We start from the raw sequence: 20,695 nt of genomic DNA, 5'->3' as shown, positions 1-20,695 counted from the left end.
TACTGAATTAAATAAAAAAAGTCACTGAATTCAGTGACTTTTTTATCATCCATAAAACTCAATCACTTAAATTTCTCTGATTAAATTTTGTTTAGAGCTGAATTACAAAATATTAATATAAAAGTGTTCTTTTAATATTCTTAAAATTAAATCAATTGCTTCATTTTTCTGATTTTTGCGATAGCTGACATATAAGCTAATCATTGGTAAAGGTTCAACGGTATTTTTCACCACCACTTTATCACCCAAGAGTGGCGTTACATACATCGGTACGAGACTCCAACCTAATCCCATCCCCACTAAATTTACATTTAGTAAAATATTGGTCGAATACTGCACGATATTAGGGCTAAGTTTTTCTTTCTTTAAAAAGTTTTGAATAATTTTATAGAGTTGTGGTGAAGATGCTTCATCACTGATCACGAAATTTTGTTGATTGAAACTTTTAATATTGACTTGTTTTACTGATGTCACTGAGGCGTCTTTTGGAACAATTAAAACCAAAGGTTCTTGAAAAACTTGCAACGACTCAAGTTCTTCATTTTCATCGATATAACGTGTAAAGGCGATATCAATTTCGCCTTTTTTTAATGCCTGAAATTGCAATTCATCTGTCAGGCTTTGAAAATTAATGGTTAAACTAGGAAAGTGCGCACGAATATTGGGCATGATATAGGGGAATACCTTCATTTCTGCGACAGGAATAAAGCCTATATTTAAATGATCCTGATTAAACTTAGAGACTTGACGTGCATCGTGTATGGCTTTTTTTGCATGTTCTAAACAAAGTAATGCTTCTTTTAAAAATGCTTTTCCTTCTTCTGTCAGTTCAACTTTACGATTGGTACGTACCAAAAGTTGTACACCCACTTCTTGTTCTAAATCTTTAATTTGTTGACTTAATGAAGGTTGCACCGTACACATACGTTGAGCTGCTTTAGTGAAATTGAGCTCTTCAGCAACCGCAACAAAATACCGCAAATGACGTAATTCCATAATTTTACTGTATATTCCTTAAGGATTTAAAAATTGTACTAAACGTTCAGACTTGATCAAAAACCTATATTTTCATCAGAATGTTCTTCATACAGTGCAGATTTCATCTTATTCAATCAAACGATATCAGATTTTAACTGTATTTCGGCAAGGTTTTTATATTTTGGTTGTGTGGTTTTAATAATCAAGCATTAAGTGCTGATATGGGTTTGAATTAAATTTTTTGAGATGAAAGCAACTAAAAATTATTTTAAATATTGGATACACAAAAATGGTCAATATAAAAAATAAAAAGCTGAATGTGTCGTTAATTGGATTATTTAACGCTTAACCAATATTATTTTTTATTTCCAAATTTTAACTCATCTGTTTTGAGTATGGTTTAATCATAAATAACTACTTATTTTCATAAACATATGAATAGATTGAATAATAAAAATTATTTGATTATCCAAAACTCTTTTTTTTAATATTTTGATTCGAATAAGCGGTATTTTATTAAGTTTAGCTTGATTATATCCGACCATTGTCTTGGTATTTATGTATAAAGATTAAACACAGAATAGGGGAGCAAATCATCGTTTTAAAACGATTTGTATTTTATGGATGGAGATCAAGCATGACGCAGATACACACAGGGAAAGTACAAAAAATATTAACCATATTTTTATGTTTTTGGGTCGCTTTTTTTGAAGGCTTTGACCTTCAAGCCCCAGGCATTGCCGCCAAAGGAATCGCATTAACTTTCGGTTTAGACCAAGTGCAAATGGGCTATGTCTTTAGTTTAGGTGTCTTCGGAATGTTATTTGGCGCATTTTTTGGGGGGAGAATTGCAGATTATATGGGGCAAAAGAAAGTTCTTATGCTCTCTATTGCAATTTTTGGTGTGTTTATGTCTATCACTGCATTAGCACCGACTGTTGAAGTTTTATATGCCGCTCGTTTTATTACAGGTTTAGGTCTGGGGGCAGCAATGCCAACCATGATTTCAGTTGTGGGCGATGAAGCAACTGAAAAAAATCGGGGTAAATTAAATAGTTTGATGTATTGCGGATTACCTGTAGGCGCAATTTTTGTTGCCAGTCTTGCAATCTTATTACCCGAGATTAAATGGCAAACTTTATTTTTAATTGGCGGATTAATGCCGTTGTTATTAATTCCATTCATGGCCATTATTCTTAAAGATAAGCCGAAAGCATTGACTGTGAACCATACAGCAACAGAAACTGTGCCTAACATGGCACAGGTATTATTTAAAGATCAACAATATAAAAAGACTTTGCCGCTTTGGACAGGTTTTTTCTTTACCTTAATGATTAACTATATTTTGATTAGTTGGTTACCTAATTTATTGATGGAGCAAGGCTTAGAAAAACAACAAGCGTTTATGGTTATGTTGGTCTTTCAAGTGGGTGCAGTCATTGGTACTTTAGGATTGGGCTACTTACTGGATCGTTTAAAACTTTGGCAATTGGCCGCAATTATTTATAGTGGTCTATTTATTGCGTTAAGTTTATTGTTCACCACCACGTATATTCCGATGTTAATTATAGCTGGCGTGATGGGTGGCATCTTTTCTACAGGAGGACAATCTATTCTGTACGGGATCTCACCAATTTTCTACTCAGGTACAGGTAAAGTCACGGGTGTAGGCAGTGCGATTTCCTTAGGTCGGTTAGGCGCAATGACTGGGCCATTATTAACAGGAAAAATCTTGGCTTTAGGCGTGGGAACTACAGGAATTTTGGTCGCAAGTTTGCCTGCAGTCATTATTTCAGCAATTGCCGTTGCGACACTGTCACATTATAAATCTACGTTGAAATAAAATGATCATCTTATAGGTTGAACGATAAGGTGAATTGATCTTTACTGATCAAAAATACAGAGAAAGGGTTTTGTTGACTCAACTTAATCCTGTTCTATGGTGTAGTGAATTGAATCGAACGTAATCAAAATCAGATTGTGATATTGAAAATATTGATCAATGCTTATTTCTAATCACTCTTATCCTAGCTTTAGAGAGCACCCGATAAACTTTGGATTGAAAGGCGCTGTTTGTGCGTTGTGTCCTGATGGTTCTGAATGAATTTTTAACTTGAAAATAAGAACCTGATTTTATAAAACCCTGTCAGCGCTTTTGATAGATCCCAAAATAAAAATCCCAACAGGATGTCGGGATTTTTATGCTTTCTTTTTAACTCAAAAACTAACGCATGGTGACGAATTCTTCAGCTGAAGTCGGGTGGATAGCCACCGTATCATCAAAATCTTTTTTGGTGGCCCCCATTTTGAGTGCGACAGCAAAACCTTGCAAAATTTCATCCATCCCATAACCAATACCATGTATACCCACTATTTTTTCTTCAGCTCCAGAGCAAATTAATTTCATTTTTGAAGCTTGTCGATGCTCGGTTACTGCCGTATACATGGATGTAAAAGATGAGCTATATATTTTAATCTGGTCTTGTCCAAATTTTGAAACAGCCTGCTCCTCGGTTAAACCCACCGTGCCAATCGGTGGATGGCTAAAAACGACCGTGGGTATATTGTCATAATTTAAATATTCGCCAGATTTGCCATTAAACAAACGTTCTGAGAGTTTACGACCCGCAGCGACAGCCACAGGTGTTAATTCAACTTTACCCGTAATATCGCCTACTGCATAAATATGGGGTGCGGATGTGTTTTGGAACTGGTCAACTTGAATGTATTTGGAATCATCTAATTGAATAGAGGTATTTTCGAGTTTCAGTGCTTTGGTATTGGGGTTTCGTCCAACCGCCCAAATGAGGCAGTCAATACTATGCTGTGTACCATCTTCTAGATGTAAAAGGAGAGAACCATCTTCAAGTTTGGAGACTTTAGCAGGCGTTGCTTGGGTGTGAACTTGAATGTCATCGTTGCGCATGCTGTCTAACAAGGTTTCACTTAAAAACTTATCTAGACTGCGTAAGGGTAAGTTTTTACGTATACAGAGATGAACTTCAGAACCTAAAGAATTTAAAACACCTGCTAATTCAACAGCAATGTAACCTGAACCAATAATCGCCGTACGTTTTGGTAAGGCTTGTAACTCAAAGAAACCATTTGAATCAATGCCGAATTCAGCCCCTTCAATATCTGGGCGAGAGGGTTGAGTTCCTGTGGCAATCAAAATATGGTTTGCTGTATAGGTTTCACCATTAACTTCAATGGTTTTATCATCAACGAATGTTGCGAAACCATGGATCACATCCACATTGTTTTTACTGAGACCCGATTGATACGATGCGTGAATTCTTTTGATGTAGGCTTGTCTATTTTCTACCAGTTTTTCCCAATCAAATTTTTTAAGTTCAGTATTAAATCCATAACTCGGGCCATATTTTTGAATCGCATCTGCAATTTGAGCGGAGTACCACATGACTTTTTTAGGCACGCAGCCGACATTAACGCAAGTACCTCCTAAATCCGCGACTTCAATCAAGGCACATTTTTTTCCATAAGATGCAGCACGATTTACTGATGCAATTCCACCGCTACCACCACCAATGGCAATATAATCATAGTGTTTAGACATTTATGACCTCGTTATCTTTTTACGTTATTTTATTTAAAATGGCTCTTTCATTTTGAGCACTCAAAATAGGGATAAAGAGAGTTTAACATCGACTAAATTGAGGCCATTGCATTGTTTTGTATCTAGTCCGTGAATATATTTCCTTTTTTAACAGTATTTTATTGATCTCTTTTCTCTAACAATTAATAAGTTGGATATTTATTTTTATAATCTTAAATCAGCTATAGACAGATTTTGGTCACACTCTGGTCACAACGCTAAATTATATTAAGATGAGAAATAATAGAATGACTTAAAATTTGGATTCAAATGATAAACAGTGTTTTAAAAAACAATAAGAAAAAAGCTCCCATCTTTCGATGAGAGCTTTTTTAAATTTGGAGCGGGAAAAGAGACTCGAACTCTCGACCCCAACCTTGGCAAGGTTATGCTCTACCAACTGAGCTATTCCCGCTTATTGAGCAGTTTTTTCTAAAACTTACACTAAAAAATTTGGAGCGGGAAAAGAGACTCGAACTCTCGACCCCAACCTTGGCAAGGTTATGCTCTACCAACTGAGCTATTCCCGCATGCCGTGTATAATACATTATGTGAAAATGTGGTCAATCATTTTGTGAAAAAACTTGTATCAATTGCATAAAATAAAACCATTTTTCCTGCGTATTGTTTCTAAAATACTCAAATGTGACGAAGAGAAATGATTTATCACGTCTCTACTAAATATTTTATAAGAACAGGCTATACTGCAAGCAAAGTGATTTTGGAGTACTGAGAATGCATTTAGAACAACAACTGATTCAACGATTAAACGATTTATCACCGATACATTTAGAAGTGGTGAATGAATCTTCAGGTCATGGTGGATATTTTCCTGGAAAAGAATCCCATTTTAAAGTGATTGTGGTCAGTGAAGCATTTGAAGGCTTGCGCTTAGTACAACGTCATCAAAAAATTTATGCAGCTGCTGGAGATTTGTTGAGTCCAGGTGCGATTCATGCTTTAGCGATTCATACTTTCCTTCCTTCAGAATGGACAGGACAGGCCACGACAAGTCCTGATTGTGCACATGCACCAAAATCCGACTAAGGAAGCTTAATTTATGGATATGCAGCTAACGGTAAAAATAATTCACATGATCAGCATAACTGTGCTCATCGGAGTGATCATTGCACGCGCCTTTACTTTATTTATAGGTGTGCAAGGCAACCAGCCCAATCCTGTCGCACGTAAATTTTTTGTGGCACTACAACACTTGGTGATGACTTGTATTGTACTGACAGGCGTTGTTTCTTTAGTCATTAAAAACTTCGAGGTACAATCTTGGTTCTATGCCAAAGTGGTTTTATTTTTGGTGTTATTTTCATCATTAATCAAAGCCTATAAAAAAGATGATCAAATTTTGTTGATTCAGCGTCGCGCAGGTTTAGCGATTGCTATTGTTGCCTTAATTGCAATTTTAGCTTTGGTGATGATGAAACCAAATTTTGGTTAATTGTTGGACATAATTATTCTGAATAAAAAATCAGTAGGTTAAACTACTTCATGAATATATAAATACAAAATAATCGAGGACTGGAATGCGGACACGTGTGGTTTTTAATCAAAAGGGTGGCGTCGGTAAATCAAGTATTACCGTCAATTTAGCAGCAATCAGTGCTCATCAAGGTTTTAAAACCTTATTGATTGACCTCGATCCGCAAGCCAATTCCAGTCAATATTTGTTGGGGGATGATGCCACTTATTCTGCAGATAAACCCGCGCTTGAACCCAATATTGAAAATTATTTTGAAGAAGTATTGGGTAATCCGCAAGGCAAAGGACTTTTAAGCAATGCGATTGGCTCCATTTTAAAAAACCGTAGCAAAGGTTTAGAAAGCTATGTACATCAATCTCCCTTTAAAAATCTAGACGTGATTCCAGCCAGTCCAACATTGGGCAATTTGGCTCATGCTCTAGAATCGAAACACAAAATTTATAAATTGCGCGATGCTTTGCAACAACTGGCAGAACAATATGAACGTGTTTATATTGATACACCGCCTGCGTTTAATTTCTTTACTTTATCGGCTTTGATTGCCGCAGATCGAGTCCTCATTCCGTTTGACTGCGATGTGTTTTCAAAACGAGCTTTAAACACGTTAATTGAAAATATCATTGAAACTCAGGACGACCATAATGATCGTTTAGAGATTGAAGGCATTGTGGTGAACCAGTTTCAAGCACAGGCAAAATTACCGCGTGAAGTGGTACAACAACTTAAAGATGAAGGGATGCCAGTTTTAGACAATATGTTGCCGCCTTCCATTTTGATGAAAGAATCGCATGTAAAAAATCAGCCTCTCATTCATTTGGCTGCTGAACATAAGTTGACGCAGGCCTATCAATTATTGTTCAATGAAATTGAGCAAAAATAAGATTTGAGATTAACTATGAAAACGCTTTATCTCGGTTTATTGATCAGCAGTACTTTTTTACTTGGTGCGTGTGCAACAACGGTGAAACCCAGCTACGTTTCACCAACACAATATCAAGCCCTGAATTGTTCACAGTTGCAAAGTGAATATAATCGTATTCAGCACTATGTTGACAATGGCGTGCAAGCACCTAAGCGAACAGGTGTGGGCGTTGGTCTCGGTCTTGGCGGTGGTTGGGGAAGTCGTGGAGGTTGGGGAATAGGGCCGAGCGTTTCAGTCAATATGGGTCAATCCTCTAACACAAAAAATACCGAATTAGCACGGCTTTTAGGTGAGCAAGAAGCAATGGTTCAAGCAGCTCAATTTAAAAACTGCCCCATCATTCTTCGTAATAAAGCATGAATTTCACAAAAATAGCCATACAGTTGTTGAGTTAAAAAGTGGGCTGTTTTGACAAAATGTTAGCAAAATGTTTCATAAAAAAATGAATTAAAATAATTGTTTATGATTTTAAAGAGCTAAATTAAAACCATAGAGACTATATTTTCGCATTAAAAAATATGTCACTTTTTATGAGTTTCGTATAAGGTGTGTTCCTGTTTAATGGTGATGTAGGTCTTTATGATTGAAAGTTGGCTTTTTGTATTGGCAATGATTGCGGTACTGATGATTCCAGGCCCAACCAACGCATTACTTGCAAGTTCAGCACATCAACAAGGACTTAAAAAAACCAGTCTATTTATTCCCGCAGAATTATTTGGCTATTTCTATGCCATTAATTTATGGGCAATTTTTCTGCATTTATGTCATCCTATTTGGCCACATCTCACCCATATTTTACATCTTTTAAGTGCAGCTTATGTACTGTGGCTGGCGTTCCATTTATGGCGTTCAGCACATTTACAGCAGCATAATCAACGCTATGTTGCCATTACACCGCGTCAGCTATTTTTTTCCACATTAAAGAATCCGAAGGCACTCTTATTCGCAGCGGGCGTTTTTCCACCAGAAACATGGTCTAACCCGACCAATTTTATTGTGGTTTTTGCAATTTTTGGGTTGGTGTTATTGCCAAGTGTTCTGTTTTGGATGTCTTTCGGCCGTGCTATTTTGGCGGGTCAATTTAAGCAAATAAAAACCGATCTTTTATATAAAGGATCGGCCATGTTGCTGCTGATGTGTATGTTACCCGTGGTGATTCGTTTTTTTTAATTTTTATCTTTCAAGATTATTTTTTATACAGAAAAATTAGTTGTTCTTTTTCATCTTCTGACGAATAAAACCAATAATGCCCGGAAGAACACTAATAATAATAATGCCAAAAATTAAATGGGTGAAATTATCTTTGACAATGGGCATATTTCCAAATAAATAACCCAAAGTAATAAAAGAGCTAATCCAGCAAAAAGCACCAATGACATTATAGGACAGAAAATATTTATAATTCATGCTGCCTGCCCCTGCCACAAAAGGTGCAAACGTACGGGCAAAAGGAACAAATCGAGCAAAAATAATGGTTTTGCCGCCATGCTTTTCAAAAAACTTTTGGGTATACGCCAAGTGTTGTTTGTTGATAAAACGGGATTCTACTTCAAATACACGTGGCCCAATAAATTTACCAATATGATAATTTAAAGTATCGCCTAACACGGCCGCAATAAAGAGTAGTCCCATGAGTACCCAAGGATCCATTGCTCCCGTGGATGCAGCCAATGCACCTGCTGCAAACAATAAACTATCGCCAGGGAGAAACGGCATGACCACCAAACCTGTCTCTACAAAAATAATGAGAAATAAAATGGCATAAATCCAGACACCATAATTGTTTATAAACTCAAGCAAGTGTTCATCGACATGTAATATAAAATCAAGCAGTTCCATGGGATCACAGGTAGGGAAAATGTGCTGAAATCCTAGCAGTCTAAGCCTTGAAAGTCAGTATAAATCAGGAAATAAATTCCAGTATAATCATTCTATTTTTGCAACGATGTATCTGCAAATAGATGCTTTATTATTCAATACAAACCGCCTAATATCGATTCATCCAAACAAAATATTCAGGTCATGGTCTTATGTTAAATCCCAATGTTGTGGTAAAAAATTTCGTTCAAAATACCCATGTCGATGCTTGGGTTAGTCTGATCGCACGGATCCTGATGGCGTATATTTTTATTGTGGCAGGTTGGGGCAAAATAACTGCGTATAGTGCAACAGTGGGTTATATGGAAAATATGGGTGTGCCTGGTGCCATGCTGCCGTTAACGATTCTGATTGAGTTTGGTGGTGGTTTAGCCTTGTTATTTGGTTTTCAAGCGCGCTTTGCAGCATTTGGTTTAGCTATATTTAGTTTGATCACTGCATTTTTATTTCATGGCAGTGCAGAAGATAGTATTGATTTTATGAAAAACTTTGCAATGACAGGCGGTCTGTTGTTTTTGATGTTGCATGGTGCAGGTAAATTCAGTCTAGATAGTCAAATAGAAAAGCCTTGAATTAAATCATGGTAGTTGGCTGAATTTTTCAGCCAATTTTGCATATTGTGGTGCATTCGCTTAGTTACAAAAGATCAGCGTACAGCATGCCTATTTTTGTTTAAATTAAAAGCTTGATCCTGATAACAAGAGAAATAATTCATGAATAAAATGTGGATGACATTGTGTCTAACAGGTTCGCTTTTGGCTACAACAAGCGTTTGGGCAGGGAAAGATGATCACGTGATTGTGGCTGAGGCAGCACAAAAAGTTGTAACAGTGGCTGAGGCTAAAAAACTGCCAGATGCAACTGCGGTGACTTTGACAGGAACATTGTTGAAACATCTAAATCAGGAACATTATGAATTTAATGATGGTACAGGACTGATCTTACTTGAAATAGATGATGACCTCTGGAAAGCAGCAGGGTTAAAAGCAGGGGATAAAGTCACTGCAATAGGAGAAGTCGATACGCATCGTTATAAACCGACCGATATTGAAGTGGTTAAAATAGAGAAAGTCACTGAATAAAAAATGCACCTGAAAAGGTGCTTTTTTCTGTCCGAAATATTACATAATCAAAAGCATACAGCGCTTGAGCGAATAGTATGCGTATTGCCTGGAAAAATGTTAGAATATCGCGCTTATATTCGTTGCCTGCATAGTTGTTTGCCATGACTACCAATACCCAAATTACTGAAGATCGTATCCTAATTTTGGATTTCGGTTCTCAATATAGCCAGCTGATTGCACGTCGTGTACGTGAGGCTGGTGTTTATTCAGAAATGTACGCATTTGATATGTCTGAAGAAGACATTCGTGCATTTAACCCAAACGGGATTATCCTTTCAGGTGGTCCAGAAAGTGTTCATGAAGAAGGTAGTCCACGTGCACCAGAAGTTGTATTCAACTTAGGCGTACCTGTTCTAGGTATTTGCTATGGTTTACAAACCATGTCAGAACAACTTGGCGGTAAAGTAGAGCCAGGAACTGTACATGAGTTTGGCTATGCTGAAGTGAATATTCAGGTTCGTGACAAACTGATTGGTGATCTTGAAGATACCAAAGATCAACTTAAAGTTTGGATGAGCCATGGTGACAAAGTAACGCGTATTCCAACGGGTTTCCAAGTGACTGCCAGCACACCAAGTTGCCCATTTGCAATGGTTTCTGATGAAGAGCGTCGTTTCTACGGTATTCAATTCCATCCAGAAGTTACCCACACTACTCAAGGTGCGGAATTACTCTCTAACTTCGTTCACGGTATCTGTGGTTGCCGTAACCTATGGAATTCTGAAAACATCATTGACTTACGTGTTGAGCAATTACGTGCACAAATTGGTGATCAAAAAGTATTGTTAGGTCTTTCAGGTGGTGTCGATTCATCTGTGGTGGCTGCACTTTTACATCGTGCCATTGGCGACCAACTCACTTGTGTATTCGTAGATAACGGTTTACTTCGTTTAAACGAAGGCGAACAAGTGATGGATATGTTTGCGAAAAACATGGGTATCCGTGTGATTCGTGCTGATGCTGAAGAGCGTTTCTTAACTGCGCTGAAAGGTGAAGTGGATCCTGAGAAAAAACGTAAGATCATTGGCCGTGAGTTCATTGGTGTATTTGCAGAAGAAGCACGTAAACTTGATGGCGTAAACTTCCTTGCACAAGGCACCATTTATCCAGACGTAATCGAATCTGCTGCAACTAAAAATGGTAAAGCGCATGTGATTAAATCGCACCACAACGTGGGCGGTTTACCAGAAGATTTGGCCTTTGAATTGGTTGAGCCAATCCGTGATTTGTTTAAAGACGAAGTTCGCCGTTTAGGTACAACTTTAGGTCTTCCGTTCGAAATGCTTTACCGTCATCCATTCCCAGGTCCGGGTTTGGGCGTGCGTATTTTGGGTGAAGTGAAAAAAGAATATGCTGACATTTTACGTTTAGCAGATGACATTTTCATGCAAGAGCTTCGTGCTAGCGGCTGGTATGACAAAACTGCGCAAGCATTTGCTGTATTCCAACCTGTTAAATCGGTTGGTGTGGTAGGTGATGGCCGTCGTTATGCGTGGGTGATTGCACTTCGTGCTGTTGAAACTGTTGACTTTATGACAGCACGTTTTGCGCATCTTCCATATGATTTAGTAGACAAGATCTCGACGCGTATTATGAATGAAATTGTTGACGTTTCTCGTGTGGTTTATGACGTGTCTTCTAAGCCACCTGCTACGATTGAATGGGAATAATTTTCTAACGAAAATTATCTTTAAAAAAGAGCGCCTAAGCGCTCTTTTCTTTTTATACTGTTTGAAAACTAGTATCTTAATTAGAGAATAAAATGTCTTTGCCAACTTACGATCAATTGATGCTTCCATTGCTGAAGTTACTTTCAGAGCAACAAGAGGCCATTAAATTTGGTGAAATGGCTAGGCTTTTGGCAGAGAGTTCAGGGCTTAGTCAAGAAGAACTGAGTTTAAGATTATCAAGTGGTACAAAAACAGTTTTTTATGATCGTACTGGCTGGGCTAAAACTTATTTAGCTAAGGCAGGTTTGATAAATCAGCCTTAGCGTGGATTTTGTGAATTAAGCCCAATAGGACGTCAATTGGATTTAGTAAAGTTGACAAGTATTACGAATGAGTTTTTGATGCAGTTCGAAAGTTTCTCAAATTATAAATTAGGAATCTCTAAAGAAAATCAGGAAATTCAGCAAGAAAAAAATATTGATAGGATACTATTACAGAAGTCAGATGATCAAAGAACGCCTGATGAAATAATCATAGAGACAACTGAATTATTAAAAGAATCATTAAAGAGTGATTTACTGAAATTGGTTAAAGAAAATAATCCTGCATTTTTCGAAAGATTAGTCGTCGATTTATTGGTTGCTATGAGGTATGGCGGTTCGCATCAAGATGCTGCTCAAGCGATAGGCAAAACAAGTGATGGTGGGATTGACGGTATTATTAGCGAAGATCGTTTAGGTTTAGATAAGATTTATATTCAAGCCAAACGTTGGGAAAATACGGTGGGCCGTCCTGATATTCAACAATTTAAAGGCGCATTGGCAGATCAAGTGGCTAAGAAGGGGGTATTTATTACCACCTCAACTTTTAGCAAAGAAGCTAAAGAGTCTGCGGGTAAATCTGGGATTGTTTTAATAGATGGGGATAAGCTTACTTCGTTAATGATTGAGTTCGGTTTAGGTGTACAAGTGGAAAGGAGCTTTCATATCTATAAAATAGACCAAGATCGCTTTGATGAAGAAAATTTTTAGCTATTCACAGGTATAAACAGCAACTTGATTACGTCCATTTTTCTTGGCTTGATAAAGTGCAATGTCGGCATTTTTAATCAGGACAGTTAAATCATTTTCTTGAGATTGTAGCTGAGAGACACCAATCGAGACGGTAAAATTAAAAAAGAATTTATTTTGAATATTGACTTGATGATCTTCTATTTTTTTACATAAACGATTTGCAAGAATAACTGCATCATCTAAAGTAGTGTTTGGCAATAAGGCAATAAATTCTTCCCCACCAAAACGCGCAAGCACATCAGTAAATCGCATTTCATTACGGGTAATTTCAGAGAGTATACGCAGAACTTCATCACCCACATCATGCCCATATGTATCATTAATTTTTTTAAAAAAATCGATATCGAACATCAGTAAACAAGCTAAATTATATTTTGGCCATTTACGAATAGTTTGGTCTGCAACTTGCATAAATTGCCGACGGTTATTCAATTGGGTTAATTCATCGGTATGTGCCAGTTCAGTTAATGCATAATAATTCCAGTCATTTAACAGAACACGTAAAAAATTTCTTTTTGAATTTAAAGTGTTATTCCAACTAATATACATGCTCAGTAATAGGACAGGAATATAAGTTAATAAGAAAATAATCACATCTTGATAATCAAATATTCGATACACCCCCTGAAGAATCACGAGGCTAATTAGAAATGAAGTAAGGACGGAATATCGAAAACACACCTGTACACATAAATTTCCCAATAAAATGAAAATAACAGCTGCGTAGATATAGTTTGAAACAATAGGGCTATTCGATAGATATAACAGCTCAACCCATATAGCGGCAGCCAAAGTCACGTAAACTGGAAGCAGACTGTCTAAAATCTTGATATTTTTGCAATAACGGAAAATAAATGAATTGATTAAAAGTGTGCAAAGTACGAGGCTTAAACGCAAAATACCTGAAAGTGTCGCAATATCAGGTAAAAGGAACCAGTCGACAAAGAAATAACTTAAAAAAGTCAGTTGGCCAATCAGATTGACACGCTCTAAAAACTGGCGCTGATGCTTGTTTTGATAGTCAAAATAGTAGGGTTTTAATGATTCGGGAACACGTGTTTTCGTGTCAATGAGTGCCTGCTCTATCGCGTTGCGATTTTCAAGCGTACATAATTGTTCTGGCAAAATATATGCTGTTTCATGATTGGTGTGACTCCCTTCACTATAATAATTTTTTTTATTATTGTTGTACTGAGAATTCCCTATCTTTCCTATCGACATAAAACTGCCCCTAATTGGGATTCTTATCGATTGATCATATTCTGAAGCTTAAATTTTGTATATAAAATAACAAGCAAAATGCGTAAAAAGAATTGTGACAAAATTCTTTTTATTTTTAAAATTCATATAAATAAGCGCTTAAAGCTTGAATAATCTATAAAATAGTTAAAAATTGCAAAAATAATATTGTTCTCATTAGAATATTTGGCATATTGATTTAAAGCTAGGTTGAATCTGTCCATGGTTATAGGATCATCAATCAAGATTCAGAATAGGCAAGTATCATCGCGTTAATAGAATTGAGGATTATCATATGACCAATAGCAATTATACAGAGCTTTCTTACTCAGACGATTGTGAAAAATACGTCAATCAATTTATTCAAGAATTTCCACTACGAAGTGCAGAAATTGGACAAGGCACTGTAATTAAACGGGCTTTACCGAGTCGACATAAACGTTTAATTGGCGCATGGTGTTTTCTGGATCATGCGGGTCCAGTGACTTTTCCTCAAGGCGAAGGGTTGGATGTCGGTCCACATCCACATATTGGTTTGCAAACATTCACTTGGATGATTGAAGGCACCATGATGCATAGCGACAGTTTGGGAACTCAGCAATTAATTCGTCCCAAACAGGTCAATTTGATGACAGCAGGGCATGGTATTTCGCATACCGAAGTTGCTCCAGAAACAGAAACCCACATGCATGCTGCTCAGCTTTGGATTGCCTTACCAGATGATAAGTTGAATATCGAACCGCGTTTTGATCATTATCCAGAACTGCCCGTGGTAGAAAAAGATCAAATTGAATTTACGGTGCTAGTGGGAGAGTTTTTAGACACTCAGTCTCCTGTTGTTGTACATAGTGCATTGTTGGGCGTAGATTTAACCGCCAAAGAAACGACCACGACTCGAATTGTGCTGAATCCTGCTTTTGAATATGGATTTATGGCGTTGGAAGGCGGAGCAGTCGTCAATGGACATGAATTAAATGAAGATAATATGGTGGTATTGGAACCGGGTTTGCTCGAAATAGACATTCAATTACATGGCGGGAGTCGTATTTTATTATTGGGTGGTGAGCCTTTTGAGTCGCCTATTTTACTGTGGTGGAATTTTGTTGGGCGTACCCAAGAAGAGTTGTATCAAGCGCGCGAACAATGGATTAATCAAGATGAGCGTTTTGGTCATATTCCCGATTACGAAGGCCCACGCTTAGAAGCACCGACATTTCCAGAAAGAATGCGGGCTTCAAAATAAAGACAGAATTCAGGAAATAGACATAGGATAATGGGTACAACTTCTAATGGCCAGTATTTGGCTGAGCCGCGGTCGAGTATAAAGCAGCAGAGATACTTCATTTAACACCGATAGATAGATCAGCATTTTGAGGTGGGGCAAAGGTCCAGTTAGCGGCTCATGTGTAATGTAGCATCATTATCCTTGCGTCTACGCTCATGGTCTTCAGTCAATGTTATAAAGTCATTTTTCTGTAGATGCGACTTTAACGAGCATCAACAAGCTGAAGTGTCGATTGAATATCAGCTGTATTTTGTGTAAGCCTGAATGCAAAAATTAAAGAAAAAAGTTGTAGAGATTCTTGCTCAAACAGCTTTAAATCAGACCAGACTTATTAAGCGCGAAATGAAGACGGAATTGGTTGAATTGACTGTAGCGTTATGCTTTTTTGTGTAAAGCAGGCTGTCTTTTTTTTAAGCCAATAGCGTATAGTCAATTCATAAAAATAGAGACCAGAATCATGATTACCTTACATCATTTAGATCAATCACGTTCATTTCGTATTTTATGGGCTTTAGAAGAATTGGGACTGGATTATCAGATTAAGTTTTACAAACGTCTGCCCAGTTTTATTGCACCTCCTGAATTAAAACAGATTCATCCTTTGGCTAAAGCACCCGTAATGACTGATGCAGATCAGACCATTGCTGAATCGGCTGTCATTTTAGAGTATCTCCAAGAAACTTATGATGTAGAGCAACAATTTAAACCACAGGATAAAGCGGACCAACTGCAATATCGTTATTTTATGCATTATGCTGAAGGGTCTTTGATGCCGCTTTTGGTCATGCAATTGGTGATGAATAACGTGCCTCAAAATGTGCCTTGGTTAATCAAACCAATTGCAAAAAAAATTACAGCAGGGGTGAAAGGCCATTTTATTCAGCCGCGTTTAAAAGATCATATTGCTTTTTTAGAAGATTATTTAGCACAGCATGACTATTTGGCCGGTCATTTTTCTTTTGCCGATGTTCAAATGGGTTTTCCGTTAGAAGCAATCCAATCTAGAATATCGGGAACCTATCCAAATATTGCGGCGTATGTAAAAAGAATCCAACAACGCCCTGCTTATCAAAAGGCACGTTTAAAAGAACAGAATTTAGGTTAATAAGTATATCTACACACTGCGATATTTTGCCGAATTTGATTCGGCAGATTATTCTGTCATTTGATACAGGCGTTCTTTTGGAAATATCGCTTTAAAAATAGATCCTTGATTTTCTTTAGATTCAATTTCTAAGTATGCACCGTGTTGCATCAACACATGTTTGACAATTGCCAAGCCTAAACCAGTGCCTCCAGTTTGACGACTACGGGCGCTATCCACTCGATAGAACCGTTCAGTTAAACGTGGCAAATGTTTTGGATCAATGCCAATACCCGTATCTTGTACAGTAAAAATGCCCTGTTCACCATCGTCATGCCAACCCATGGTGATGGTTCCACCTTTGGGTGTGTACTTGATGGCATTGGTAATGAGGTTGCTAAATGCACTGGCCAGTTCCATATCTGAACCAATCAAGTCACAGTGACTATCAATATCCAAATTTAAAGTATGATGATAATCCACGTTATAGGCCTGAGCATCATCAAACAATTGATTCATTAAACTGGGCATTTCAATGATTTGATTTTTGGCAATTTGTTTATTACTTTCTAAACGTGACAATAACAATAAATCATTCACCAAGGCATTCATGCGTTTATTTTGTGCCTGCATCTGGTCAAAAGCACGTTTCCAACGTGGATTAAGGTCTTCTTGATCGAGAAAGGTTTCGATATAACCACTGAGTACTGTGAGAGGTGTACGTAATTCATGCGAAATATTATCGACAAAGTCTTTACGCATTTGCTCTAGATTATGCATTCGCGTTACATCATAAGCCACCAGTAAGCGACTTTCGCCGCCAAAACGGGTCATTTTAACTTGCACATAATGGTCTTCAAAGGCAGAAGATTTCATTTTCAAGCCATCGGGTGCTTGATCGATGTGGTTAAAATATTCAATAAAACTGGGTTGACGTAAAATGGTTAAAATATTACGACCACGGTCTAAAGTTTGAATTCCCAAGAGTTTTTCTGCTGCTGGGTTCCACCATTCAATTTGTTGTAATTCATCAATTAACACTACTGCTTCAGCCAGTGCAACCAATGACGATTGCGCTCGATCAATTAGACCAACCATTTCTGCTTGTACAATGCGTTCCTGACGTTGTGCGCGGTAAACATTGAATAGCAAAGCCCCCCAAATCCCATGTAGGTTGGGAGGGACATCATAGGGACGATTGGAAATCCATTCATTAACCAAATACAGTGAACGTAATTGCAAGGTAAAAAATATTAAAAAAGCGCTAAAAATACAAATCCAAAAATACCCAAGCCCAATTCCGACACATGCTGCAATGAGCAGTAAAAAAGCCAGTAATCGCAAATCTTGTTTGGCAAAAGCCCATAAGCTACTGTAACGGAATTTTTTATGTTCACGTGCAAGTTCTGGGACGGGGTACGGTTCATACATAAAACACGATTTACCTAAAATGATTAACCTAGAGCGACATCTGCACGGGTCGAAAAGCGATAACCCGTACCACGAACAGTTTGTACAAAACGATCAGCTCCATAAGGTTCTAGCACTTTACGTAAGCGACGAATATGGACATCAATCGTGCGGTCTTCAATATAAACATTTCCACCCCATACTTGGTCAAGCAATTGAGCACGGGTATAGGCACGTTCTGGATGGGTCATAAAGAAGGCCAATAAACGATATTCTGTAGGCCCCATCTCTAAAATATTTTGACCAAAACTAACGCGCTGACTGACTGGATCTAAGATTAGACCATTGGCATCAATGGTTTTCTCACCACTTAATGCATTTGCACGGCGTAATACTGCTTTAATGCGTGATACCAATTCTCGGGTCGAAAAAGGTTTGGTCATGTAGTCATCTGCACCTGCGTCTAGACCTTGAACTTTATGGTCTTCTTCGCCACGCGCAGTGAGCATGATCACTGGAATTTCAGTTAAATTTTCATCACGTTTTAAACGACGACACAAGTCTACGCCACTGATTCCACCAGGAAGCATCCAATCCAGTAAAATGAGAGAAGGACGTTGATCGACAATCATTTGATGTGCCTGTTTTGCATCTTCGGCTTGTAAACATTGAAAGCCTGCCATATCGAGAGACGTATGAATCATCTCTCGAATGGGAAGTTCGTCATCGACGATTAATATATAGTCATCTTTCACAACGCAATATCCTATTTGATGTTAACGGTGAACCGTTTTGTATTTATGACAGGCTTATTACAAAGATTAATTATGACAGTATGATTGCAGAAAAGGGAATGAATGATACTTTCGCAAACAAATGTGACAATTTTAAGACGGTTAAAACAACTTTTCTTGCTAAATTTTTATTTAAAATTAATAAATTTCATAACTTTATGCATAGAATATAGATGAATATCAATTCTAAATTTCTTTTTAAATATTTTTACCCTTTTCTTCAAAAGTATTGACCAAAGACAGAAAAACAATACTACATGAGGACAATACCTCATCCATGGACTGTTTAAAGCCACTCATGACCCATCGAATAGCAATTTGGGTAATATATCCATTTAGACCTGTGGCGATTAAAGAAATTTCACGTTCCGAGCGTTTAATATGCGGCATCGTCAACATCACAAAGGCATGGATCATGCGTTCAAAGCGCGACATGGTTTCATGAATAGTGGCTTGGTTATGTAACTCTTGAACCAGCATAGCATCAATATAAATAATGCGTGCCATCCCCGGATTATTTTTCAAAGTGGTGAGTAAAGCAGTCAAACCTGATGCAATCATTTTTTCTGGAACAGGTGATGCTTGCATAATAGCTTGCATGACATTTTGTTGTAATTGATCAATTAAAGTTAAAAAAATGGTTTGAAAAAGTTCATCACTTTTCTTAAATGATTCATAAAAATAGCGTTCTGTTAGCTTGGCTTCATTACAAATATCTTTCACCGTTACCGCAAAAAAACCCTGACGACCATAAGCCTCAATGCCTGCCTGAATTAATTTTTCACGCCGTGCCTGTTTGCGCTCTGTTAAAGATAAACCTTTAAATTGACGTTCTTTGGTTTTTACAGATTTATTGTTTTTTTCTTCAAGATTTGTCTGCTGTTCAGTCATAAAGGTCGTATGCCAAGTTCAATCTAGATATGTTGCTATCTTAGCAATATTTTCCGCCTACACCTATGCAGGAAATGAAAAGCGAGTGCTATTTTCAATTGAGTTTGGTGATTTATTATATTGACAATACTCATTGTCAAAATTATATTAATGAAAGCAACTGACATCATCACGGCAGAAAAAGAAGCAACTGGTTGAGATGGATGATGCAAATCATTAAATAAGGATGAATCATGAAAAATTTTAAAAATAAAGTGGCCGCAATTACTGGGGCAGGTTCAGGCATTGGTCAGCAATTGGCAATCCTGTTGGCAAAACAAGGCTGTCATTTGTCATTAAGTGATGTGAATGAGCAAGGTTTGGCGCAAACAGCAGAGCTGGTCAAAAGCAGCAACGTTCGGGTAACAACAAAAAAAGTGAATGTTGCAAATTTGGAAGAAATACGGACTTGGGCGCAGGACACTGTACAGAATCATGGTTCTATCAATATGATTTTTAATAATGCGGGCGTGGCGCTCGGTTCGACAGTTGAAGGTGCGAGTTATGAGGAATTGGAATGGATTGTAAATATTAACTTTTGGGGCGTGGTATATGGCACCAAGGAGTTCTTGCCACTGATTAAAAAGTCAGGTGAAGGACATATTGTAAACATTTCAAGTTTATTTGGTTTGACCGCTCAACCGACACAGTCGGCCTATAATGCCACCAAATTTGCGGTACGTGGTTTTACCGAATCATTACGTCAGGAATTGGACATGGAAAACTGTGGTGTGAGCGCACTATGTGTCCATCCGGGTGGTATTCGAACCAATATTGCCAATGCTGCTAAAATGAATGATAGCTTACGCACTTTGGGACTCAATCCTGAAAAATCAGCTCAGACTTTTAATAAATTCTTACGTTGTCCGCCTGAAGAAGCAGCACGTCAAATTTTAGAAGCTGTACAAAAAGATAAACGCCGTTTATTGATTGGGAACGATGCAAAGACTTTAGATTTAATCCAGCGGATTTTACCGACAGGCTATCAAAAAGTAACAGCCTTGGCGACCAAATGGAGCCAAGGAAAAGGGCAATAAACTTTTTCCTCAATGATAAAAAAGTCCGCATTAGGCGGACTTTTTTATCACCAAGAAACCAGTTTATCTTTATTGAAAGTCGATTGATCTAGAAGATTGTGCAAGGTTTTTACAGAAAACGCGTGCAATAGGATTTGGCATTTTTAATGCTTCTTTTAAT

Annotated in this window: 19 protein-coding genes, 2 tRNA genes and 1 pseudogene; 13 read left to right on the top strand and 9 right to left on the bottom strand. The window is 37.5% G+C overall.

Annotated features, from left to right (window positions below):
* Positions 1 to 102 precede the first annotated feature (102 nt).
* Positions 103 to 996, bottom strand: a complete 894-nt coding sequence (locus GA0116959_RS08800) for a LysR substrate-binding domain-containing protein (protein WP_092720266.1) — start codon at positions 994 to 996, stop codon at positions 103 to 105.
* A gap of 619 nt (positions 997 to 1,615) precedes the next feature.
* Between GA0116959_RS08800 and mhpT the strand changes: the two genes are divergently transcribed.
* Complete coding sequence (gene mhpT / locus GA0116959_RS08795; protein ID WP_092720264.1) at positions 1,616 to 2,821, top strand: 3-(3-hydroxy-phenyl)propionate transporter MhpT; 1,206 nt, start codon at positions 1,616 to 1,618, stop codon at positions 2,819 to 2,821.
* Positions 2,822 to 3,202: 381 nt separating this feature from the next.
* On the opposite strand, the gene gorA is transcribed toward mhpT, so the two are convergent.
* The 3 genes from gorA to GA0116959_RS08780 form a co-directional block, all read right to left on the bottom strand.
* A complete protein-coding gene (gene gorA, locus GA0116959_RS08790) occupies positions 3,203 to 4,555 on the bottom strand; it encodes a glutathione-disulfide reductase (protein ID WP_092720262.1) in 1,353 nt (450 codons plus the stop codon).
* 378 nt (positions 4,556 to 4,933) lie between these two features.
* Positions 4,934 to 5,009 (bottom strand) — tRNA-Gly (locus GA0116959_RS08785).
* 39 nt (positions 5,010 to 5,048) lie between these two features.
* Positions 5,049 to 5,124: transfer RNA gene (locus tag GA0116959_RS08780), tRNA-Gly, on the bottom strand.
* Positions 5,125 to 5,329: 205 nt separating this feature from the next.
* Here GA0116959_RS08780 and GA0116959_RS08775 point away from each other — a divergent pair.
* The 5 genes from GA0116959_RS08775 (at position 5,330) to GA0116959_RS08755 (ending at position 8,181) form a co-directional block, all read left to right on the top strand.
* Entirely contained in the window at positions 5,330 to 5,641 is a 312-nt protein-coding gene (locus tag GA0116959_RS08775) for a BolA family protein (protein ID WP_092720261.1), read from the top strand.
* A 13-nt stretch (positions 5,642 to 5,654) separates the two neighbouring features.
* Complete coding sequence (locus GA0116959_RS08770) at positions 5,655 to 6,047, top strand: SirB2 family protein (RefSeq protein ID WP_092720259.1); 393 nt, start codon at positions 5,655 to 5,657, stop codon at positions 6,045 to 6,047.
* An 85-nt stretch (positions 6,048 to 6,132) separates the two neighbouring features.
* Positions 6,133 to 6,969 (top strand): ParA family protein, encoded by an 837-nt coding sequence (locus tag GA0116959_RS08765; RefSeq protein ID WP_092720257.1) that lies wholly within the window; start codon positions 6,133 to 6,135, stop codon positions 6,967 to 6,969.
* A 15-nt stretch (positions 6,970 to 6,984) separates the two neighbouring features.
* On the top strand, positions 6,985 to 7,371 hold the full coding sequence (locus GA0116959_RS08760; protein WP_053579041.1) for a hypothetical protein: 387 nt from the start codon (positions 6,985 to 6,987) through the stop codon (positions 7,369 to 7,371).
* A gap of 219 nt (positions 7,372 to 7,590) precedes the next feature.
* Positions 7,591 to 8,181, top strand: coding sequence for a LysE family translocator (locus tag GA0116959_RS08755; protein WP_053579040.1), 591 nt, complete (start codon positions 7,591 to 7,593; stop codon positions 8,179 to 8,181).
* A gap of 36 nt (positions 8,182 to 8,217) precedes the next feature.
* Here GA0116959_RS08755 and GA0116959_RS08750 read toward each other — a convergent pair whose 3' ends face one another.
* Positions 8,218 to 8,850 carry a DedA family protein gene (locus GA0116959_RS08750; RefSeq protein WP_053579039.1) on the bottom strand — a complete coding sequence of 211 codons (633 nt, stop codon included), beginning with the start codon at positions 8,848 to 8,850 and terminating at the stop codon, positions 8,218 to 8,220.
* A 191-nt stretch (positions 8,851 to 9,041) separates the two neighbouring features.
* Here GA0116959_RS08750 and GA0116959_RS08745 point away from each other — a divergent pair, with 191 nt between their 5' ends.
* The 4 genes and pseudogenes from GA0116959_RS08745 to GA0116959_RS08730 all read left to right on the top strand — a co-directional run bounded on the left by GA0116959_RS08745 (position 9,042) and on the right by GA0116959_RS08730 (position 12,714).
* Complete coding sequence (locus tag GA0116959_RS08745; protein ID WP_092720255.1) at positions 9,042 to 9,461, top strand: DoxX family protein; 420 nt, start codon at positions 9,042 to 9,044, stop codon at positions 9,459 to 9,461.
* Positions 9,462 to 9,602: 141 nt separating this feature from the next.
* Positions 9,603 to 9,971, top strand: a complete 369-nt coding sequence (locus GA0116959_RS08740; RefSeq protein WP_092720254.1) for a NirD/YgiW/YdeI family stress tolerance protein — start codon at positions 9,603 to 9,605, stop codon at positions 9,969 to 9,971.
* Between the two features lie 143 nt (positions 9,972 to 10,114).
* A complete protein-coding gene (gene guaA, locus GA0116959_RS08735) occupies positions 10,115 to 11,683 on the top strand; it encodes a glutamine-hydrolyzing GMP synthase (protein ID WP_053579037.1) in 1,569 nt (522 codons plus the stop codon).
* A gap of 92 nt (positions 11,684 to 11,775) precedes the next feature.
* A pseudogene (locus tag GA0116959_RS08730) lies at positions 11,776 to 12,714 on the top strand (restriction endonuclease).
* On the opposite strand, the gene GA0116959_RS08725 reads toward GA0116959_RS08730, so the two are convergent.
* Complete coding sequence (locus GA0116959_RS08725) at positions 12,715 to 13,977, bottom strand: GGDEF domain-containing protein (RefSeq protein WP_092720252.1); 1,263 nt, start codon at positions 13,975 to 13,977, stop codon at positions 12,715 to 12,717. It abuts the pseudogene before it with no gap.
* 313 nt (positions 13,978 to 14,290) lie between these two features.
* On the opposite strand from GA0116959_RS08725, the gene GA0116959_RS08720 reads away from it, so the two are divergent.
* Both GA0116959_RS08720 and GA0116959_RS08715 read left to right on the top strand, forming a co-directional pair.
* The gene (locus GA0116959_RS08720) at positions 14,291 to 15,238 is read left to right on the top strand and encodes a pirin family protein (RefSeq protein WP_092720251.1); all 948 of its coding nucleotides are present in this window, start codon (positions 14,291 to 14,293) and stop codon (positions 15,236 to 15,238) included.
* 499 nt (positions 15,239 to 15,737) lie between these two features.
* Positions 15,738 to 16,385, top strand: a complete 648-nt coding sequence (locus tag GA0116959_RS08715) for a glutathione S-transferase family protein (protein ID WP_092720249.1) — start codon at positions 15,738 to 15,740, stop codon at positions 16,383 to 16,385.
* 48 nt (positions 16,386 to 16,433) lie between these two features.
* Here the strand turns inward: GA0116959_RS08715 and phoR are convergent, their stop codons facing one another.
* The 3 genes from phoR to GA0116959_RS08700 all read right to left on the bottom strand — a co-directional run bounded on the left by phoR (position 16,434) and on the right by GA0116959_RS08700 (position 19,459).
* Positions 16,434 to 17,795: a phosphate regulon sensor histidine kinase PhoR gene (phoR, locus tag GA0116959_RS08710; RefSeq protein ID WP_053579032.1), complete on the bottom strand. Its 1,362-nt coding sequence runs from the start codon at positions 17,793 to 17,795 to the stop codon at positions 16,434 to 16,436.
* Positions 17,796 to 17,818: 23 nt separating this feature from the next.
* On the bottom strand, positions 17,819 to 18,529 hold the full coding sequence (phoB, locus tag GA0116959_RS08705) for a phosphate regulon transcriptional regulator PhoB (protein WP_053579031.1): 711 nt from the start codon (positions 18,527 to 18,529) through the stop codon (positions 17,819 to 17,821).
* 237 nt (positions 18,530 to 18,766) lie between these two features.
* Positions 18,767 to 19,459 carry a TetR/AcrR family transcriptional regulator gene (locus tag GA0116959_RS08700; protein ID WP_092720248.1) on the bottom strand — a complete coding sequence of 231 codons (693 nt, stop codon included), beginning with the start codon at positions 19,457 to 19,459 and terminating at the stop codon, positions 18,767 to 18,769.
* A gap of 233 nt (positions 19,460 to 19,692) precedes the next feature.
* Between GA0116959_RS08700 and GA0116959_RS08695 the strand changes: the two genes are divergently transcribed.
* Positions 19,693 to 20,535 carry an SDR family NAD(P)-dependent oxidoreductase gene (locus tag GA0116959_RS08695; RefSeq protein WP_092720246.1) on the top strand — a complete coding sequence of 281 codons (843 nt, stop codon included), beginning with the start codon at positions 19,693 to 19,695 and terminating at the stop codon, positions 20,533 to 20,535.
* The last annotated feature ends 160 nt before the right edge of the window (positions 20,536 to 20,695 follow it).

Source organism: Acinetobacter albensis (assembly GCF_900095025.1).
GTDB lineage: Bacteria > Pseudomonadota > Gammaproteobacteria > Pseudomonadales > Moraxellaceae > Acinetobacter > Acinetobacter albensis.
This window is presented reverse-complemented; position numbering and strand designations above follow the sequence as displayed.